Raw genomic sequence first — 18439 nt, forward strand, 5'->3', positions numbered from 1 at the left:
CTGACGATCGGGGTGGGGTCGCCGCGCCGCCGCCCCCCCCCCGCGCCGCCACCGCCAACAGAGCCGCGGCGGCCCCCCGCCGCGGCGGCGGGCGCGGCGGCGGCCCTACGCCGAGCTGGCTGCGAGGCCCGCCAGGTAGGTGACGACATCCTGCTCGCTGACGACGTCGGCGTACTTGGCGTCGAGGTCGAAGAGGGCCGCCTCGTGGGGCTCCGAACGGCGGTCGCCGACGGCATCGCGCACCACAAGCGGGATGAAGCCGTGCTGGCAGGCGTCGACGGCGGTTGCCCGAACGCATCCGGACGTCGAGAGCCCGACGAGGATGACACTGTCGCACCCGAGCACCGTCAGGTCGGTGGCGAGGGAGGTGCCGAAGAAGGAGCTCGCGTACTTCTTGGAGAGGATCGGCTCGCCCTGCTGCGGGGTGAGGGGCGCCGCGATGGCGCCGAGGGGAGACCCCGTGGCGAGGGTCGCGAGACCGGCGGCCTTGCGGGCGAAGACTCCGCCGCCCGTGGGGCCCGTGTCCTGCTCGACAACCGTGTAGAGCACCGGGATGCTGGCTGCCCGCGCCGAGTGCAGCACGCGTGCGGCCGAGGCGAGCTCGTCCTCGACGCCCGCGTACAGGGGAGACGACTCGACGAGGTAGGCGTCGACGAAGTCGATGACGATGAGCGCGGGCCTCCGTCCGAAGCCGAGGCGCTGTCCGAAGCCCGCGGCCGCGTAGTCGTTGTCGGCGGAGAGGTCGCCGGAGACCTCGGTGGCCAGGTCGCCGGAGACCTCGCCGGTGCGGTCGGTGGAGACGTCGGTCGGGGCCTCTCCCGAGACGCCGGGTGAGACGTCGGCAGCGGACACGCCAGAGGGTGCAGATGTAGGTGCAGGTGCAGGTGCAGTTGTGGACGCGGTGGTCGTGGGGGTCATGGTGGTGCCCTTCGTGTGGTTGCGGGGGTGCGGGAGTTGGAAGCGGAAGGCCAGCGGGTTCACGTGGCTGCCCCGGCCTGATCATCGATACGGGCCTCGCTGCGGGATCCCTCGCGGAATCCCGCCCGGGCTTCGGCGCGCGCGCGGCGCCGCGTGGGGTGGAACCGTGCGGCGATGGCGGCCGTGGTGGCGGCGATGAGTGCGATGCCGGCGGCGGCGAGCCATCCGGTGGTCGGCCCGAAGTACTCGAAGACGAACCCCATCGCGAAGGGGCCAGCCGCGCTGCCGATGTAGGCGCCCGACTGCACGAGCCCCGTGGCTTGGGCTGCGAAGCGGGGCACGGCGTTGGAGACGGCGTAGTGGAGCAGTCCGCTCCACCCCCAGCCGAGTCCGAAGGCGAGGACGACGCCGATGGCGAAGCTCCAGGGGAGGGCGAGCGCCATGCCGCCGAGGCCGATGGCGCCGGAGAGCATCATGAGCGAGACCGTGGTGAGGGTCCCTCCGATGCCGCGGTCCGCGAGCCAGCCGGCGAGGGGTCTCGCGATGATGTTCGCGAGCGAGCCGAGGCTGAGGAGGAGGCCCGCGACGGCGGCCGTGTAGCCGACGCCGATGGCGGTCGTGACGGTGAAGGCGCCGATGACGCTCGATTGGGCGGCGCCGAGCCCGCTCGCGGCTGAGGCGAGGATGAGGAAGACGCGCAGGTCGCGGGGGAGCCGCTCTCGAGTGCGGCGCGTGGCGCGTGGCGTTCGTGGCGTTCGCGGCACCCGCCACGCGAGGAACGCGACGGCGACGGCGGCGAGCGCTCCTGCGATCGCGAAGGTCCACTGCCAGCCGACCGTGAGTCCCAGGGCGGGGACGGCGAGGCCGGCGCTGAAGGTGGCGAGGGGGACCGCTCCCTGCTTGAGGCCGAACGCGAGGGCGCGCCGTCGGGTCGAGACGCCGACCCCGATGAGGGCGTTCGAGGGTGGATGCCCGAGCGAGTTCCCCGCTCCGGCGACGATGAGCCAGACGAGCAGCCACTGCCACGTCGGCGTGTAGGCGGCGATGCCGATGAGGGCGAGGCCGCCGATCGAGGAGGCCATGCCCATGCCCCAGCGGAAGCCGAGCCTCGTGGAGAGGCTGCCGGCCAGCGGGGAGAGGAGGGCCGACGCACCCCAGTAGGCGGCGACGACGATGCCGAGCATCGATTCAGTGAGCCCCGTGCTGGTGCGCAGCTGCATGGACAGGCCGCCGACGAGGAAGACGGGGAGCGCGGTGACGACGGTCGTGCCGATGCCTGCGATGGTTGCGGTCCGGCCCGGGCGGCGGGTTCGCCAGACGTGCGTGGGTGCGTCGGCCGCGGGGGTGGAGGGGGCCGCGGAACTGGGCTCGCGAACGCCTTCCAGCGGGGGATTCCGGGCATGCTGCTGCTCGGGCCCCGTGGTGGGCCCGGTGGTGCGCGACACGGCTCAGCCTTCGTTGGGAGCAGCGCCAGCGGTCGTGGAGGTGCCCGGTCCCTGGAGCACGGCGTTGCGGGCAGCGAGGATGTGCGAGCGCATCGCGACCTCGGCCCACAGCGAGTCGCCCGTCTGCAGGGCGGTCAGGATGTCGCGGTGGTGATGGTTCGAGCGGATGCGGAACGTGTCGCCGTACGCCTGGTAGTTGCGGATCATCATGGGCACCTGGCTGACGCTGCGCAGGAGCGTCTGCAGCTGCAGGCTGCCGGAGACCTTCACGATGTGCTCGTGGAATTCGCGGTTGAGGCGGCCGAGCTCGACGATCTCGTCCTGGTCGCTGGCGTGGACGAGGGGGTCCATCCGCTCGATGCGGTCGATGAGGAGTTCGGCGTCGGCGTCGGTCATGCGGTCGGCGGCGAGGCCGGCGGCGCGGCTCTCGAGCGAGGCGCGGACGAAGTAGGTCTCGGCCATCTGCTCGGTCGTGTAGCCGATGACGGTGGCGCCCTTGTTGGGGATGTACGCCACGAGCCCCGCCTCCGCGAGGCGCTGGAGCGCCTCGCGGATGGGGGTCCTGCTGAGCCCGAACTCGGCGGCGAGCGCCTGCGCGCGCAGCACCGTGTGCGGCGCGTACTCGCCGCTCATGATGCGCGAGCGCAGCTCCGCGTAGGCGAGGTCGCCTCCCGTGAGGCTCTCGGGCAGCAGCACGTGCGTCGGGGTCTCGATCATCGAACGCTCGCGAGCATTGACGACGTGAGGAGGAACTGTCGGCGGGCGGTCTCGTCGCGGCCGAGGGCTTCCCACTCGGCGCGCTTCGCGGCGCGGCGCTCTTCGCTCGTGTCGCGGAGGGCGTTCCAGTTGCCCTCCGTCTCCTCGCCGACGTAGTGGCGGGCGACGGCGCGGCGCTTCTCGGCCCAGTCGTCGAGCTCCTCGCTCGAGACCTCGCCGTTGGCGTAGCCGGGCAGCAGCTCGGCGAGCAGGAGCCCGTCGTGGATTCCACTGTTCATGCCCATGCCTCCCAGCGGGTTGTTGACGTGTGCCGCGTCGCCCACGAGGAAGACGTTGCCCTTGCGGAACGTCCGCGCGACCTTGCGGTGCACTTCGTAGACGGTGACGTGCACAACAGGGTAGCCGTCGAGTTCGGGCACCACACGACGCAACTGACTCACGACGTAGGCGGGGTCGGTCTGCTGCTCGGACGTGAGGGCGGGATCGCAGGGGAAGAGCACGCGCCAGCCGCTGGGGTTGCGCAGCAGGACGTGCCAGTTCTCCGGGTCGGCGACGTAGTTGACGACGGCGAGGTCCTCGTGGATCTCGTGCAGGGGCAGGCTCGTCGTGATGACGAGGTAGCGCTCCGGGTAGGTGTGGCCCGAGAAGTCGATGTCGTAGTGCTCGCGCACGAGGGACCGCGAGCCGTCCGCCGCGACGAGGTAGGTGCTCGTGCTGGTGCTCACGGCGCCGTCCTCGCCGCGCACATCCACCTCGAAGCCGTCGTCGCTCTCACGGATCGCGATGACCTCGGCGCCGAGGGTGGACGTGACGTTGGGCTCGCCGGAGATGACTTGCTGGGCGGCCGCGGTGAGGCGGCTCTGCTCGACCTGGACGCGGTACGGGTAGGCCGTGTCGTCGTCGAGCACCGCGAAGTCGAGCTCGACGATCTTGCCGATCGTCGCATCCCGGAACTGGTACGAGCGCGCGATGATGCCGGCGTCGATGAGCGGCTGGGTGAGCCCGAGCTCCTCGAGCATCTCGAGCGTCGGCGGGTGGAAGGTGGATGCGCGGTGCTCGAGCGTGCTCGCCTCGCGCTTCTCGAAGAGTGCGACCGTCATGCCGCGCTTCGCGAGCTTGAGGGCGGTGGTGGTGCCGACGGGGCCGCCGCCGACGACGATGACATCGAACTGGGGGGAAGCAGTCATGGTGTGGTCCTTTGTGTGCGCTGTGGCGGTCAGAATTCGCGGATGATGGTGCCGTAGCCACCGACGGTGTCGGTGAAGCCGGCCTGCCTGAGGGTGTGCCAGACGGTGGCGGTGTTGATGGCGACGACGGGCTTCCCGAGCCAGGTCTCGGCTTCGTCGGCCATGCGGATGAACGACAGGTTCGTGCCGACCTGCACGATCGCCTCGGTCTCGGGGGTGTCGATCTCCTCGAGCACCGTGACGAGGTCGCGTGGTGTGACGCTCGCGATCGACGTCGCGGTGGGGCAGCGGAGGCCGGTGACCTTGACGACGTCGAAGCCGGCCTCGGTGAAGTACTGGTCGACCCATTTGTCGGCGACCGGCTGGTATGGCGAGAAGACGGAGATCTTCGTCACGCCGAGGGTCTCGAGGGCGGCACGGCAGGCGGATGCGCCGGTGGTGACGGGCATGCCGCCGATCTGCTCGCTCACCTCGGTCTGGAAGGCCTCGTTGCCGGCGACGCCGCCGCTGAAGGTGGGCGCCGACATCCCCATCATCATGAGGTCGGGCTGGGCCGTCATGACGTCGCGCAGCGCCACCGACATGGAGCCTCGGATCTGCGTCTGCAGCTCCATGAAGCTCGTGTGGTCGCCCATGGCCTGCTGCTCGACGTACATGCGACCGCAGTGGAACGTGATGCCGTGAGGCGCGAGCTTGTTGACATCGTGCTCGACGACCGTGTTGGTCGATGGGACGATGACGCCGATCTTCGCGCGGTATCCGGTGACGTCTGGCATTGACGTGCTCCTTCGTGTTCGGGTGGCCGCGGTGCGGGGGCACCTCGGCTGGATTGTGGAAGCTGGTGGGGTGGGGCGCTCAGCTCGCGATGAGCTCGGCCGCTGGCATGCCGGCGCCGAGGCGCGTGTGTCCGCTCGTCGCGTCGTACATGTGACACGCCACGGTTCGCTCGCCGACGGGGGTGTCGGCAGGTCGCTTCGTGAGGCACACCTCCTGCGCGAAGGCGCATCGGGCCGCGAACGGGCAGCCGAGCTGTCCGGTGGCTGGGGTGGTCGGGGTTGCTTGGGAAGCAGGGGAGGGCGGAGTGGCTGACGCGGCTGCAGCCGCAGTTGCCGCCGCCGCTCTCGCCGTGCGCCGCCTGCGCTGCTCGACCGGGTCGGTCACGGGGGCTGCCGCGTTGAGTGCCGCCGTGTACGGGTGGAGGGGTGCGCTGTGGACGTCACCGGCCGGGCCCTGCTCCATGATGCGTCCGCGGTAGAGCACAAGCGTGCGGTGCGAGATGTAGCGGACGACGTCGAGGTCGTGGGCGATGAAGATGTAGGCGAGGCCGCGTTCCTTCGCGAGCTGCGCGAGGAGGTTGAGGATCTGCGCCTGCGTCGACAGGTCGAGGGCGCTCACGGCCTCGTCGAGCACGACGAGCTGCGGCTGCATGATGAGGGCCCTCGCGATGCCGATGCGCTGCCGCTGCCCGCCGGAGAACTGGCCGGGGAAGCGGTCTGCCGCGGCCCTGGGGAGGCCGACCGTCTCGAGCATGTCACGGGCCCGCGCATCCGCCTGCTTATCGGAGAGGCGAAGGGCCGCCTGGAGCGGCTCCGCGAGGGTCTGTCCGATCGTGCGGAAGGGGTTGAGCGAGCTGTACGGGTCCTGGAAGACGACCTGCAGCTGCTTGGCGATGTCGCGACGGTTGCGGAGCAGCGAGTGCTTCGTGAGGTCGCGGCCGCCGAAGTGGATGCTGCCGTCGCTCGGCTTCTCGAGGCCCAGGATGCAGCGCCCGATGGTCGACTTGCCCGAGCCGGACTCCCCGACGACGCCGAGGATCTCGCCGGGGGCGACGGTGAAGCTCACGTCGTCGACGGCGTGCACGGTCTGCGCGCGGTTGTGGGGGTTCTTGAACCGCATCTGGAGGTGGTCGACGCTCAGCAGCTCTTCGCTCATGCGATGCTCCTCTCTTTCACGCTGGAGTTCTGGGTGGCCGAGCCGGTGCGGGCCGCCTTGGCGACCTCCTCGACCCGCACGCAGCGGGCCATGCCGGAGCGCTGCTGGCCGACGGCTGGGCGCTGATCTGCGCTTCCGCTTGCACTTCCGGTTCCGCGGCGCTGCAGGGTGAGGGCGACGGGGGAGGTGCGGCAGCGCTCGGTCGCGAAGGCGCAGCGCTCGGCGAAGCGGCACCCGGTCGGCCAGTCGCGAGGTGCTGGCACGGCGCCGCTGATGGCATCCATCGGCACTCCGGCGACGGCGTTGGCGGGCATCGCCGCGAGCAGGGCCCTGGTGTAGGGATGCGATGGGGCCGTGAGGAGCGTGTCGACGTCGGCCTCCTCGATGACCTGCCCGGCGTACATGACGACGGCGCGGTCGCACGTGTCCGCGACGACTCCCAGGTCGTGCGTGACGATGATGACCGCGAGGCCGAGCTCTTCGCGAAGGCGCCGCAGCAGGTCGAGGATCTCGGCCTGCACGGTCACATCGAGGGCGGTCGTGGGCTCGTCGGCGACGAGCACCTCGGGTTCGCCCGTCAGCGCCATGGCGATGGCGGCGCGCTGCGCCATGCCGCCGGAGACCTGGAACGTGTAGCTGGCGGCGGCCTGCTGCGGGTCGGGCATGCCGACGAGGCGGAGCAGCTCGAGCGCCCGCTCCTGCACTTCGCCGGCCTTGCGGCCCGTGTGGTGGGCGATGGCCTCGCGCAGCTGGGCTCCGATCGTGAACGTCGGGTCGAGGGCCGTCATGGGCTCCTGCGAGACGAGGGCGATCTTCGAGCCGCGCACGGCGCGCAGCTGCTTGTTGCTCTGCCCGACGATATTGGTGCCGTCGATGACGATCTCGCCCTTCGAGACGCGGCCGCCTGGGGCGACGAGGCCGAGCAGGCTCTTCGCGGTCACCGACTTGCCGCATCCCGATTCTCCGACCATGCCGAGGGCCTCGCCGCGGCGCACGTCGAAGGAGACGCCCTGCACGACCGCGAACTCGCCGGTGCTGTCGGTGAACGAGACGCTGAGGTCGCGCACGGAGACGATGGCGTCGTCCACGTCCGGCTGCGGGTCGTCGACGGCAACGGGCTTGGTGGCGACCTGGGCTGCCGGCTTCTTGCGGAAGAAGGAGCGGGCGAGGGTGGTCCCGGGGCGGTTGCCGGCGAGCGCATCGCCGACGACGTTGAAGGAGAGGATGGAGAGGATCATGATGACGCCGCTCGGCACGAGCAGCCACGGGTGCAGGTAGATGAGCTCGCTGGCCTCGCTGATCATGCCGCCCCAGCTGGGTGCCGGGGGCGGGGTGCCGAGGCCGAGGAAGCCGAGGCCAGCCTGGATGAGGAGGGCGGCGCCCATCGTGATGGAGAGCTGCACGAGCAGCGGTCCGCGGATGTTGGGGAGCACGTGGCGGAACAGGATGAGGCCGGGTGCGATGCCGGCGACGTTCGCGGCATCCACGTACAGCTCTCGCCGCACCTGCAGCGTCGTGGCCCTGGCGAGGCGGACGAAGCCGTCGCTCATCGCGATGCCGAGGGTGACCATCGCGACGGTCGTGTTGTTGCCGAAGGCGCCGATCACGGCCATGAGGATGACGATCGTGGGCAGGGCCTGGAAGAAGTCCGCGAAGCGGGAGACGAGGGTGTCGGTGAAGCCGCGGAAGTAGCCGCCGATCATGCCGAGGGGGATGCCGATGCCCATCGCGACGACCGCCGCGAGGACGGCCCCGCCGAGGGTCGCTGCGCCGCCGTGGATGAGGCGGGAGAAGACGTCGCGCCCGAGGTCGTCGGTGCCGAGGAGGTGCTCGGCGCTCGGCAGCTGACGCGCGAGAGCGAGATCCTGGGCAAGCGGGTCGAGCGGGGCGACGAGGTCGGCGAAGATCACCGACAGGCCGAGGAGGACGAGGAAGGCCAGGGCGACGACGGCTCCCGGCTTGCTGAGCAGTCTGGAGAGGGCGGTGTCGGTGCGTCGGACGCGGGTCATGCGAGCCTCGCCTTCGGGTTGATGATGCCGTAGAGGATGTCGATGACGAGGTTCATGACGAGGATCACGACGCTGAGGGCGACGACGACACCGAGCACGATGGGCATGTCGCCGAGGTTGACGGAGTCGACGACGAGCTTGCCGACGCCGGGGAGCGCGAAGACCTGCTCGATGAGCACGGCGCTGCCGAAGAGGGCCACGAACTGGAGGCCGATGACGGTGAGGACGGGGATGGCGGCGTTGCGGAGCCCGTGCAGCCAGACGATGCGCCACTCGGGGAGCCCCGTCGCTCGCAGGGTCTGCATGAAGTCTCGGCCCTGCACGTCGAGCATCGCGACCCTCGCCTGGCGGGCGACCGCCGCGGTGCCCGCGATGCCGATGGAGATGAGGGGCAGCGTGATGCGGCGGAGGAACTCGGCGGGGTCCTCCGTGAAGGGCTCCCAGCCGGACGCGGGGAACATCTTGAGGTTCACGGCGAACACGAGCACCAGCAGCACGGCGAGCCAGAAGCTCGGGATGGCCTGCATGACGCCGGCGGCTCCGCGGATGATGGTGTCGAGCCAGCCGCCGCGGCTCGCGGCGAGGATGCCGAGCACGATGCCGAGCACAGTCGTGAGGAGGATGCCGCCCATCGAGAGGGTGAGGGTGACGGGGAGCCGCTCGAGCACCTGCATCGTCACCGACTGCTGGCTGAGGTAGGAGACGCCGAGGTCGCCGGTCAGGAGGCCACCGAGGAAGGCGAGGTAGCGCATGAGGATCGGGTCGTTGAAGCCCATCTCGTCACGCAGCTGGGCGCGGGCCTCCGGGGTGGCGTCGGGGCCCAGGATGGTCTGGGTCACGTCGTTCGGCATGAGGGCCACGAGGAAGAAGGCGGCCGAGACGACGAGGAAGACCATGAGCACGGTGATGCCGACTCGCCGGAGGATGTAGAGGGCCACGTGTGCTCCTTTCAGGTTGGTGATGGTGCTGGGCGGATGCGCGGGGAGGGGGCGCCTCCCCGCGCATCCGGTGATGCGCGATGCGTGCTGCGTGCTGCGTGCTGGGTAACGCGGTGCGGTGCTGCGGCTGCTGCGGGAGCCCGGGTGCCTATTCGGCGGGTGTCCAGCTGAAGGGGAGCGGGAAGACCTGGCCGGCGGCGAGCTCGACGCCGCCGAGCTTCTCCGCATCCCACACCGTGTGCGTGTGGTAGAAGGCGACCGGCGCGAACCAGGCGTTCTCGACGACCCACTTGTTGACCGCCTGCCACTTCGTGGCTGCCGCGTCGGCGTCGAGCTCGCTGGAGGCGTCGGCGATGAGGGCCGTCAGCTCGGGGTCGTCGGTGCCGAACGGGTTGAGCTGCGCGTTGGGGGCGAGCATGTTCATGCTGTTGACGTAGGAGTCGATGCCGCCGTTCTGCTGGCCCTGGGAAGCGCCGAACTCCTTGTTGGTGATGGCGTCGAAGTAGTCGTTCGTGCGGTCGGAGAGGGTGGCGGTGATGCCGACGGCTTCGAGGTAGGGGATGGTCGCCTCGAGGCGCTTGTTCTCGCCGAACATGGTGCGGCTGAGGATGGGGAGCTCGAACCCGTCGGCGTAGCTGGCCTCCGCGAGGAGCTGCTTCGCCTTCTCGGGGTTGTAGTCGTAGTAGTCGTCGAGCGACTCGTCGTAGGCGGAGGTGAACTTGCCGAAGACGGAGGAGGTGCCTCGCTGGTAGTCGCTCCAGAGGGCGGTGCCGATGGCGTCGCGGTCGAGGGCGTAGTTGATGGCCTGTCGGACGCGCACGTCGCCGAGCTCGGGGATGACGTCGCCGCCGCGGTCGAAGAGCATGAGGCCGCCGACGTTGGACTCGTTGGAGGCGGCTGCGAAGCCCTGGGATTCCGCCTGGTCGCGTTGGCTCCACTGGGCGGAGATGATGTCGACGTCGCCGGCGAGGAGCGCATTGAGCTGGGCGGTCAGGTCGGTGATGACGAACATGTTGAGCTCGTCGACCTGCACGTCCATGGGGCCCGCGTACTCGGGGTTGCGGATGTAGCTGTACTCGCTGTCCTCCGTGTAGGAGTCGAGGATCCACGGCCCGGAGCCGTAGGTGTCGGTGAGCAGCAGCGTCGGGTCGTCGAGGGCGGCCTGGCTGACCATCATGCCGACGGTGAGGGAGAAGGCCTCCGGCAGCGACTGGTCCGGGGTGTTGAGGCTGAACTTCAGGGTGTCCTCGTCGACGACCTCGATCGCGTCGATCGAGTTGAGGCGCGCCTGGTAGGTGCCCGGAGTCTCCTGGTAGCGCTCGAGGTTGGCCTTGATGAGCTCGACGGTCATCGGGGAGCCGTCTTCGAAGACGCTGTCGAGGCGGAAGTCCATGGTGAGCTCGGTGGGGCTCGTGTACTCCCAGGCCGTGGCGACGCCCGGCTGGAGGGCGCCTTCGGCGTCGCTCGTGACGAGGCTCTCGTAGGCGGCGGCAGCGTAGTTGAAGGCGGAGCCGCGCATGTTGGCGGCGGGGTCGAAGGTGGGGGCGCCCTCGAGCGCGGCGATGTTGACCGCGAAGGTGGCGTCTTCGGAGGCCGAGGATGATCCGGTGGAGCAGGCGGTGACGGCGAGGGTGGTGATGCCGAGCATGGCGACGGCGGTGCCGACGCGAAGTCTGTGGGAACGCATGCGCGTCCTTTCCGGGAGCGACGAGGTGAGCGGAGCTGGGAGGAGGAGCTGGGGTGCGGTGAGAAGCAGGGTGCGGTGAGGCGGTGAGGCGGTGAAGCGGTGGTGGTTCGGCTATGTTCTGAGCCGGTGAGATGGACGCTAGCCGCAAACTGCATGCAATCTTGACCAGATAGGCGGCTTTTTACGCGCTGGTAACACTCATTGCATGCAATGAAACCTCCAGGCAACATGGTGCACTCAGGGTGGATGCAGGCCATCTGGCCCGGGGTCTCACGTGCGCCAGAAGTGGCGCCCGGGGACTCGAACACGTCGAGGAGGGCACCATGCGACCGCTGCTGACAGCAGGCGACACGCAGATCTACCGCATCGAGGAGTCGCGTTCGGCGATGCTCCCCGTCGAGGAGATGTTCGTCGATACCGACTCGCTCCGTCCGCAGATCGCCGCCCTCGGGCCGGACGACTACGAAGCGAGCACCGACCGCCTCGTGATGGCGTCGAGCAGCTACGTCGTGCGCTCACGCGGCTTCGTCGCGGTGGTCGACACGGGGGTCGGGAACGGCAAGCCGCGCATCCGGGACATGTGGAACGGGCTCGCCACGACGTGGCTCGAGGAGCTCACCGCGATCGTCGACCCTGCCGAGGTCGATGTCGTCGTCAACACGCACCTGCATTGCGACCACGTCGGATGGAACACGGTGGCGGATGCGGCGGGCGGGTGGTCGCCGACATTCCCCAACGCGCGCTACCTGTTCAACGAGCTCGATCGCGCCTTCATCACGGGGCCGAGCGCCAGGGGCATGTTCGAGCGCAACGGCGACTTCTGGGCCGACTCGATCGAGCCGGTGTTCCTGGCGGGGCAAGCGGACGTGGTCGAGCTTCCGCATCGGGCGTCGCCGTCCGTCGTGCTGGAGCACGCGCCCGGCGATACTCCGGGGCACATGGTGGTTCGGGTGCTCGACCCGGCGTCGGGTTCGACGGTCGCGATCATCTCGGGGGATGCGCTGCACCACGTCCTGCAGGTTGCCGAGCCCGGTCTGTCGTCGAGCTTCTGCTCCATGAGGGAGGTCGCGGAGTCCACGAGGCGCGCTCTGCTCGAGGAGTGCGCGGTGACTGGTGTTCCGATGCTCGCGGGGCACGTCGCCTCTCACGAGCTGCTCTACGTCGAATCGGACGGCGAGGGTGGGTTCGCGATCGCCGAGGGGCCGAGATTCAGCTGACGCGTCGCCCCGGGGTGTGACGAACCGCGCACGGCCTCGACTGCTCGGCGGGTGCCGAGGTCGAGGTCGCGCGCGGCGCGTGCTTGCTGCTGGCTACTCGCTGCTCGCTGCTCGCTACTCCACCCCGCACCATTCGGCGATGAAGAGCGCGATCGACTTCGTGATGCGGCGCACCGATTCGAGGTTCACCCGCTCGTCGTAGCCGTGGATGGCTTCGGAGACGGGGCCGTAGACGAGCGCGGGGGTGTCGGCGTACTGCACGAAGACTCGACCGTCGAGGTAGCCGGGAGTGACGAACGACTCGAGCTTGGCGCCCCCGAAGGCTGCGCTGTGGCTGCGTTCGAGCGCCCGCTCGGCGGCGCCGCCCTCTTCGAGGACGTACCCCTCGGCGTAGAAGCCGGTCTTCGTCGCGGTCGTGACGATGGGGTTGCCGTTGCTGTCTGCGGTGACGGAGTCGAGGGTATCGGTGATCTCGGCCCACGCCGCGTCTGCGGTGATGCCGGGGTAGAGGGCGACGCGCACGTCGACCTCGCACCAGGCCGGCACGCTGGAGCCCCAGTCGCCGCCCTGGATCTTGCCGACGTTGAAGTTGATGGGGTGGTCGAGGTCCTCGAAGTAGCGGTGCTCGCCCTGCTTGGCGTTCCAGTCGGCCTCGAGCTTCCGGAGCTCGCCGATGACGTAGTAGGCGGCGTCGATGGCGTTGAAGCCGGTCTGCATCTCACGGGGATGGGTGGGCTTGCCGTCGACGCGGAGGCGCAGCCAGATGACGCCCGTGTTGGCGCGCACGAGCATGTCTTCCTCGGGCTCTGGGATGAGGACGGCGTCGGCCGTGTAGCCGCGCAGGTGCGCGGAGAGGGAGCCGTTGCCGGTGCATTCCTCCTCGACGACGGACTCGAAGTGGATGCGACCCGTCGGCGCGAGGCCCGCCGCCCGGACGGCATCGAAGGCGTACAGGTTGGCGACGAGGCCTGCCTTCATGTCGCCGCTGCCGCGGCCGTACAGCCAGCCGTCTCGCACGGTCGCGTTCCACGGGGACCGCGCCCACTGGCTCTCGGGGCCTTCGGGGACGACGTCGATGTGTCCGTTCAGGATGAGCGAGCTTCCGCGCTCCTGGGGTGGGGTGAAGGTGCCGACGACGTTCTCGAGGCCCTCGTAGGAGATCTCGACGGCCCCGGCTCCGGGGTGGGTGGCGAGCTCGACGGGGTCGAGCTCCCAGCGGTCCATGGTGAGGCCGCGGCCGGCCATGGCGCCGTAGAGGAGGTCCTGCGCCGACGACTCGTTGGCTCGAAGCGACGGGTGCCGGACGAGCTCCTGCGTGAAGGCGACCTGCTGGTCGAAGGCGGCGTCGACGGCGTCGAGGATGCGCTGGCGCTGCTCGTCGCTGAGGGGGCTGGCAGTCGCGGTGTCCGGGCTGGCGGTGGCGCTGGAGTCGATGTCGCTGCTGGTCGGTGTGGTCATGCTCTGGTCCTGCTTTCGTTTGGGGGGCGCTCGCGGTCGGGCGGGGCGCTTGTCGTTGTGTGGGGCGCTCGCGGTGGGGCGCACGCGGTCCGTGAGCTGGCGGTGTCGGTTACGCGTTGTGGTCGATCTCGACGATGTCGTCGCGGAGGCGCATCCGCTCGCCGAAGGCGCCGCCGATGACGGTGACGAGGCAGATGCCGATGAGGACGAGCACGGCGGGCCAGGATGAGCCGTCGCCGACGGTGATGAGTGCGGTCGCGATGAGGGGCAGGAATCCGCTGATGGCGCCGGCGAGGTTGTAGCCGAGGGAGACGCCGCTGTAGCGGAGTCGGGGCGGGAAGAGCTCCGCGAGGAGGGCCCCAGTGACGGCGTACGACAGGGTGATGAGGGCGATGCCGATGCTCACGGCTGCCGTGATGGCGATGGGGCTCTCGGTGTCGATGAGCCAGAAGAGCGGGAAGGCGGCGATGCCGGTGGTGAGCCCGCCGACGACGGTCATGCGGCCGGGGCCGAAGCGTTCGGCGAGGCGGCCGGCGAAGATGGTGACGCCGATCTGGAGGACGGCGGCGATGAGGGTCGCGTTGACCATCACCTGCCGGTCGACTTCGAGCACGTTGGTGCCGTAGGAGACGACGAAGGTGGTCATCATGTAGAACCCTCCGACGCCGAGCATGGCTGCTGCGACGGCGACGAGGAGGCGGAGCCCGGACTTGCGGAAGAGCTCGAGGACGGGGACCTTGACCTGTTCGCCGGCCGCGGCGAGCTCCTTGAAGACGGGGGACTCCTCCACCTTGAGGCGGATGTAGAGGGCGATGCCGAGGAGCGGGAACGCGAGGAGGAAGGGGAGGCGCCAACCCCACGCGTCGAAGGTCTCGGGCGGCATCATGAGCACGAGGGCGAAGGCGCCGGAGGAGACGAGGGTGCCGACGGGGGAGCCGATCTGCACGAGGGCGGCGAAGCGTCCGCGCATCTTCTCGGGGGAGTGCTCGATGGCGATGGTGGTCGCGCCGCCCCATTCGCCGCCGACGGCGAAGCCCTGCACGAGGCGGAGGACGGCGAGCATGATGGGGGCTGCGATGCCGACTGCCAGGTAGTCGGGGAGGACGCCGATGAGTCCTGTCGCGCATCCGATCATGACGATGGTGGTGAGGAGGGCGGGGCGGCGGCCGTAGCGGTCGCCGATCCAGCCGAAGACGACGGCGCCGATCGGGCGGGCCGCGAAGCCGACGCCGAAGGTCGCGAAGGCGGCGAGGGTGGCGCCGGCCGGGTCGAGGTCGGTGAAGAAGAGGCGGTTGAAGACGAGGGCCGCGGCAGTGCCGAAGAGGAAGTAGTCGTACCACTCGAGGGCGGTGCCGACGAAGGCGGCGAAGGCGATGCGCCGCGCGTCTTTGAGGCTGACCTTCGGCGCGCTGGCTGGGGCGCCCGAGGGTGGGCCCGAGGCTGCGCCCGAGGCGGGGGTCTGGGTGTTGTGGGACATGGTGGCTCCGATGTTGGGGAACGGCCTGCATGTGAACGTGCACGTCTGCGGTGACGTCGGTGTTCCTATGCAACCCCGGATCGGCGGGGTTGAGCAATCGCCAGGCCCACTCGATTGCGCGGTTAGGATGGGCAAATGCACAATCTGAGCGGAGTTTCGGCGAGTGGATGACGAGTCTGTTTCGCCAGCGTTGCGGCGCGGTATCCGGTCGTGCCTCGCCGACCTCGATGAGATCACGACGCTCTACGTGAGCCAGGTGCGCACGCTGACCGGCTACGTGGAGTCGGTCATCGCGGAGCGCGACGTGCACAGCACTGCGTTCACGACGCTGGGCCTCATGTTCCGTCAGCTGGGTGGGGAGCGACTTGAGGATGAGTTGCGGGCGCACTCGCGGGCCATCGGCCGGAAGCGGGTCAGGCAGGGGGTGCCGCTCGAGTCGTTGCTGCGGGCGGTGCGCATGGACTTCCGGTTCATCTGGCAGGCGCTCAACGACCGTCTGCCTGGGGAGGCTGACCGCCTGTCCGACGACGTGGTCGCGATCTGGGAGGTTGTGGAGGCGCACACGACGAGCGTGCAGTCGGGGTACATGCTCGAGCTTGGGCAGGTGAAGGCGGAGCTCGAGCAGGAGCAGGCGTTCCTGCTGCGTCGTCTGCTGCGGGGTGGGATCGACGACTCGCAGCTGCACGTGCAGGCGGCGGAAGCGCTCGAGATTCCTCTCGCTGGACCGTACTGGGTCGCCGTCGCGCATCAGGATGCAGCGGCCGGGTTCGCCGCGGATGTGCAGGACGTCTTCCCCGCGGCGGTGTGCCTGCGCTTGGACGGTGTCGAGTTCGCGGTGATCGCAGGTGCGTCGGGTGTGGCCGGTGTGGTCGGTTCGTCGGGTGTGTTGGTGCAGCTGGCGCTCGCGGATCTGCAGGTGGGCGTTTCCCAGTCGGCGGCGACGCTGTCGTCGCTGAGCGGGATGTGGCAGCTGGCGTCCGAGCTGGCTGAGTTCGCTGTTCCGGGGCGGGCTGCCGTGCTCGCGCAGCACTGGCCGAGCCTTGTCGTGCGGAGGCTTGGGCCGGTGGCGTCGAGCCTGGCTGCGGATGCGCTCCGCGATTTCGCGCTCCTGCCTTCGTCGGAACGGGATCTCCTGGTGGAAGCCGTCGAGGTGTACATGGCCTCCGGTTCGGCGTCGAAGGCTGCGGGTGTGCTGTTCTGCCACCGGAACACGATCATGAACCGGCTGGCGAAGTTCGCCTCGGCGGCAGGTCTCGACCCGACGGTTCCCGATGACGCGGCCACGATCAAGGTCGTGCTTGCTGCGGCCAGGGGCGCGGAGGAAGGTCGACCGTAGAGCCGTAGAGCCGTAGAGCCGTAGGGCCGTGAGTCGTGAGTCGTGAGCCCTGAGCGTCCGCGACTCGTGAGCGCGTGAGATTTTGGGTCCGTGAGCCTGTAAGCGTCCGTGAGCCGTGAGCGCGTGAGGTCTCGGGTTCGTGGGTCCGCGGGAATCTGGGCTCGGGCTCGGGCTCGGGCTCGTGTTGGTGGGTTCGTGGGTCCGTTGACCCGTTGACCCGTTGACCCGTCGACCCGTTGACCCGTTGACCCGTTGACCTGTTGGGCCGCGGTCTGCGGCACCGTGGGTTTGCAGGGTCGCAGGGTCGCAGGAATTCAAGCCTGAAGGGCCTAAAGGGCTTCAGGGGATTCAAGGCCTTCAAGGTCTTCGGTTGAACTGCGGTCGAGCGGCCTGGGTGTTGCTGGGTGCGTATCCGAGGCGTCGGACCGTTCTCCGTGGCACGTGGTGTCCGATGGTGGGCACGACGTGCCAGCGTCCGTTGCTGCTGCGAGTGAGGGTGAGTCTCTCGCGGTGCACTTCGTGGTGGTGGAAGGAGCACAGCAGGATGCCGTCTCTCGCGTCGGTTGGTCCGCCTTCGCTCCAGGGGAGGGCGTGGTGCACTTCGCACCAGCGCACTGGTGCGCTGCATCCGGGTGCGCGGCAGTGGCGGTCGCGGGTCGCGATCGCTCGGCGTTGGGCTGTGGTGAAGAGGCGTTGCTTGCGGCCGAGGTCGAGGATCTCGCCGTTGGTGCCGGCGATCGCGATGCGGATGAGTCCGTCGCAGACGACCTGGGCTGCGATCGACGGTGGGACTGGCTCGCCGGTGCGCTCGAGGTGGGGCAGGTCTTCGGGGCGGGTGGCTGTGCCGTCTTGCCCGGCCGTGGTGGTGACGATGATGACCGTTGGTGCCTCACCGCCGGTGCGGGGCGCGTCGGGCGACTCGGCGTAGGCACGGACGATCATCGTGAGCGCGTCGATGCGCTGCTGCTCGATCGACCGCGGGTCAACCAGTGGGACGTCAACGATCTCGTCCTCACCGACGTCGCCGCGGTTGTCACCGTCACTGCCATCGGCACAGCCGTGAGCACCGTCAGCGCCGTCAGCACGGTCGTCGCTGTCGTCACCCCCGGGAGCACCGTCGTGAGCCCCGCAAGTACCGTCGGTGCGGCCGGCGCCGGACGGGAGCTTGTCGGCACCGAACGCTGGCGCGGTCGGTTCCCCGCACTCGGACGCGGCCGGGAACTCCACGGCTCGGCGCGGAGAGAGCAGCGCGTCGAAGACCGAGATCAGCTGCTCGCCTTGCTCGGGCGTCGCGACGAACTTCCCTGACACCGCGCCGTCGGTGCGCCGCGTGAACCAGAGGCCGCGCTCCTCGGCGATCTTGTCGGCGCGCGGCTCGTCGCCGTCGGGGTCGAGGTAGGAAACCCAGGTCGCGGCCTGCACCTCGAGCACCTTCGGCACCGCCGGCTGTTCATCTTCCGGATTCAGGCCGCACGCGGACGCGACCAGCTCGATCTCGGCGCGCGCGAGCTCGTCGACGTCCACGCGGTTGCCGGTGCGGTCGAGCCCCTTCGTGATCGCGGCTGCCTGCGCCACCGACATGACCCCGGAGCCCACCGCCTTCGACACTTCCGCGTATCTCGGCGGGATCGACTCACCCGTGGCGCTCATCCGCTCCCTCGTCGCCCCTGCGAGCTGCACGAGAGTCTTCGCCTCGAAGGGCTTCACCGCGAGCACCTGCTCGACCATCGCTGGGAGGTTCCGGAACCCGGACTTCCGAGCGACCGTCTCCGCTCGCGGAGACTCGTCTTCGCGGCGCAAGAGTTCACCGGCTACCTCAACGAGCGCGGCGTCCAGGACGCGTCGGCGAGCAGCGAGCTCGCGGAGCACGACGACGATCTCTGCGTCCGGAAGGCTTGTCAGCGGGCACCGCGCCTCAAGAAGCGCGTCCACGACAGCCGTCTCCACTGACGACCGCGCCGATGGCTGTCCTGGCTGCGCCGATGGCTGTCCTGGCTGCGCCGACGACTGTCGACCCGATTCCTGCTCCGCCTGCGATGCCACGATAACCTCCCCCAAGATTGATTCGAGTGTAGCAACTTGGTCCGGTTCAATCAATAGTTGAACAGGACTTTTCCC

The 18439-nt window shown here is 69.5% G+C and carries 14 protein-coding genes; 2 read left to right on the plus strand and 12 right to left on the minus strand.

Annotated elements, in window-relative coordinates:
• Nucleotides 1–105 precede the first annotated feature (105 nt).
• The 9 genes from C5E10_RS00665 to C5E10_RS00705 all read right to left on the minus strand — a co-directional run bounded on the left by C5E10_RS00665 (nt 106) and on the right by C5E10_RS00705 (nt 10833).
• Complete coding sequence (locus tag C5E10_RS00665; protein ID WP_104330014.1) at nt 106–918, minus strand: isochorismatase family protein; 813 nt, start codon at nt 916–918, stop codon at nt 106–108.
• Nucleotides 919–977: 59 nt separating this feature from the next.
• Nucleotides 978–2363 (minus strand): MFS transporter, encoded by a 1386-nt coding sequence (locus C5E10_RS00670; RefSeq protein ID WP_104329995.1) that lies wholly within the window; start codon nt 2361–2363, stop codon nt 978–980.
• 3 nt (nt 2364–2366) lie between these two features.
• Nucleotides 2367–3080, minus strand: coding sequence for a GntR family transcriptional regulator (locus tag C5E10_RS00675; RefSeq protein ID WP_104240496.1), 714 nt, complete (start codon nt 3078–3080; stop codon nt 2367–2369).
• Nucleotides 3077–4267: an NAD(P)/FAD-dependent oxidoreductase gene (locus tag C5E10_RS00680; RefSeq protein WP_104329996.1), complete on the minus strand. Its 1191-nt coding sequence runs from the start codon at nt 4265–4267 to the stop codon at nt 3077–3079. The genes C5E10_RS00675 and C5E10_RS00680 overlap by 4 nt, the downstream gene beginning before the upstream one ends.
• Nucleotides 4268–4296: 29 nt before the next feature.
• Nucleotides 4297–5043 carry an arylmalonate decarboxylase gene (locus tag C5E10_RS00685; RefSeq protein ID WP_104307870.1) on the minus strand — a complete coding sequence of 249 codons (747 nt, stop codon included), beginning with the start codon at nt 5041–5043 and terminating at the stop codon, nt 4297–4299.
• A 79-nt stretch (nt 5044–5122) separates the two neighbouring features.
• On the minus strand, nt 5123–6199 hold the full coding sequence (locus tag C5E10_RS00690; protein WP_104329997.1) for an ATP-binding cassette domain-containing protein: 1077 nt from the start codon (nt 6197–6199) through the stop codon (nt 5123–5125).
• Complete coding sequence (locus C5E10_RS00695) at nt 6196–8208, minus strand: dipeptide/oligopeptide/nickel ABC transporter permease/ATP-binding protein (RefSeq protein ID WP_104329998.1); 2013 nt, start codon at nt 8206–8208, stop codon at nt 6196–6198. Before C5E10_RS00695 ends, C5E10_RS00690 begins: the two co-directional genes overlap by 4 nt.
• Nucleotides 8205–9146 (minus strand): ABC transporter permease, encoded by a 942-nt coding sequence (locus C5E10_RS00700; RefSeq protein WP_181062571.1) that lies wholly within the window; start codon nt 9144–9146, stop codon nt 8205–8207. Before C5E10_RS00700 ends, C5E10_RS00695 begins: the two co-directional genes overlap by 4 nt.
• 148 nt (nt 9147–9294) lie before the next feature.
• A complete protein-coding gene (locus C5E10_RS00705; protein ID WP_104330000.1) occupies nt 9295–10833 on the minus strand; it encodes an ABC transporter substrate-binding protein in 1539 nt (512 codons plus the stop codon).
• 323 nt (nt 10834–11156) lie between these two features.
• On the opposite strand from C5E10_RS00705, the gene C5E10_RS00710 reads away from it, so the two are divergent.
• Nucleotides 11157–12050 carry an MBL fold metallo-hydrolase gene (locus tag C5E10_RS00710; protein WP_104330001.1) on the plus strand — a complete coding sequence of 298 codons (894 nt, stop codon included), beginning with the start codon at nt 11157–11159 and terminating at the stop codon, nt 12048–12050.
• Between the two features lie 114 nt (nt 12051–12164).
• Here the strand turns inward: C5E10_RS00710 and C5E10_RS00715 are convergent, their stop codons facing one another.
• Nucleotides 12165–13508: an ArgE/DapE family deacylase gene (locus tag C5E10_RS00715; protein WP_104330002.1), complete on the minus strand. Its 1344-nt coding sequence runs from the start codon at nt 13506–13508 to the stop codon at nt 12165–12167.
• A 109-nt stretch (nt 13509–13617) separates the two neighbouring features.
• Nucleotides 13618–14985 carry an MFS transporter gene (locus tag C5E10_RS00720; protein ID WP_104240505.1) on the minus strand — a complete coding sequence of 456 codons (1368 nt, stop codon included), beginning with the start codon at nt 14983–14985 and terminating at the stop codon, nt 13618–13620.
• A gap of 163 nt (nt 14986–15148) precedes the next feature.
• Between C5E10_RS00720 and C5E10_RS00725 the strand changes: the two genes are divergently transcribed.
• On the plus strand, nt 15149–16321 hold the full coding sequence (locus C5E10_RS00725; RefSeq protein WP_146080108.1) for a CdaR family transcriptional regulator: 1173 nt from the start codon (nt 15149–15151) through the stop codon (nt 16319–16321).
• Nucleotides 16322–16678: 357 nt separating this feature from the next.
• Here the strand turns inward: C5E10_RS00725 and C5E10_RS00730 are convergent, their stop codons facing one another.
• Entirely contained in the window at nt 16679–18253 is a 1575-nt protein-coding gene (locus C5E10_RS00730; protein WP_181062572.1) for an HNH endonuclease signature motif containing protein, read from the minus strand.
• Between the last annotated feature and the right edge of the window lie 186 nt (nt 18254–18439).

Origin of the sequence: Pseudoclavibacter sp. RFBG4 (genome assembly GCF_002931515.1) — a bacterium.
GTDB lineage: Bacteria > Actinomycetota > Actinomycetes > Actinomycetales > Microbacteriaceae > Pseudoclavibacter.

Bases quoted from the DNA above. Each gene is read 5' to 3' on its own strand.
- C5E10_RS00715 (WP_104330002.1), bottom strand. From the start codon at position 13,508: ATGACCACACCGACCAGCAGCGACATCGACTCCAGCGCCACCGCCAGC.
- C5E10_RS00665 (WP_104330014.1), bottom strand. From the start codon at position 918: ATGACCCCCACGACCACCGCGTCCACAACTGCACCTGCACCTGCACCT.
- C5E10_RS00690 (WP_104329997.1), bottom strand. From the start codon at position 6,199: ATGAGCGAAGAGCTGCTGAGCGTCGACCACCTCCAGATGCGGTTCAAG.
- C5E10_RS00710 (WP_104330001.1), top strand. From the start codon at position 11,157: ATGCGACCGCTGCTGACAGCAGGCGACACGCAGATCTACCGCATCGAG.
- C5E10_RS00685 (WP_104307870.1), bottom strand. From the start codon at position 5,043: ATGCCAGACGTCACCGGATACCGCGCGAAGATCGGCGTCATCGTCCCA.
- C5E10_RS00705 (WP_104330000.1), bottom strand. From the start codon at position 10,833: ATGCGTTCCCACAGACTTCGCGTCGGCACCGCCGTCGCCATGCTCGGC.
- C5E10_RS00675 (WP_104240496.1), bottom strand. From the start codon at position 3,080: ATGATCGAGACCCCGACGCACGTGCTGCTGCCCGAGAGCCTCACGGGA.
- C5E10_RS00695 (WP_104329998.1), bottom strand. From the start codon at position 8,208: ATGACCCGCGTCCGACGCACCGACACCGCCCTCTCCAGACTGCTCAGC.
- C5E10_RS00680 (WP_104329996.1), bottom strand. From the start codon at position 4,267: ATGACTGCTTCCCCCCAGTTCGATGTCATCGTCGTCGGCGGCGGCCCC.
- C5E10_RS00720 (WP_104240505.1), bottom strand. From the start codon at position 14,985: ATGTCCCACAACACCCAGACCCCCGCCTCGGGCGCAGCCTCGGGCCCA.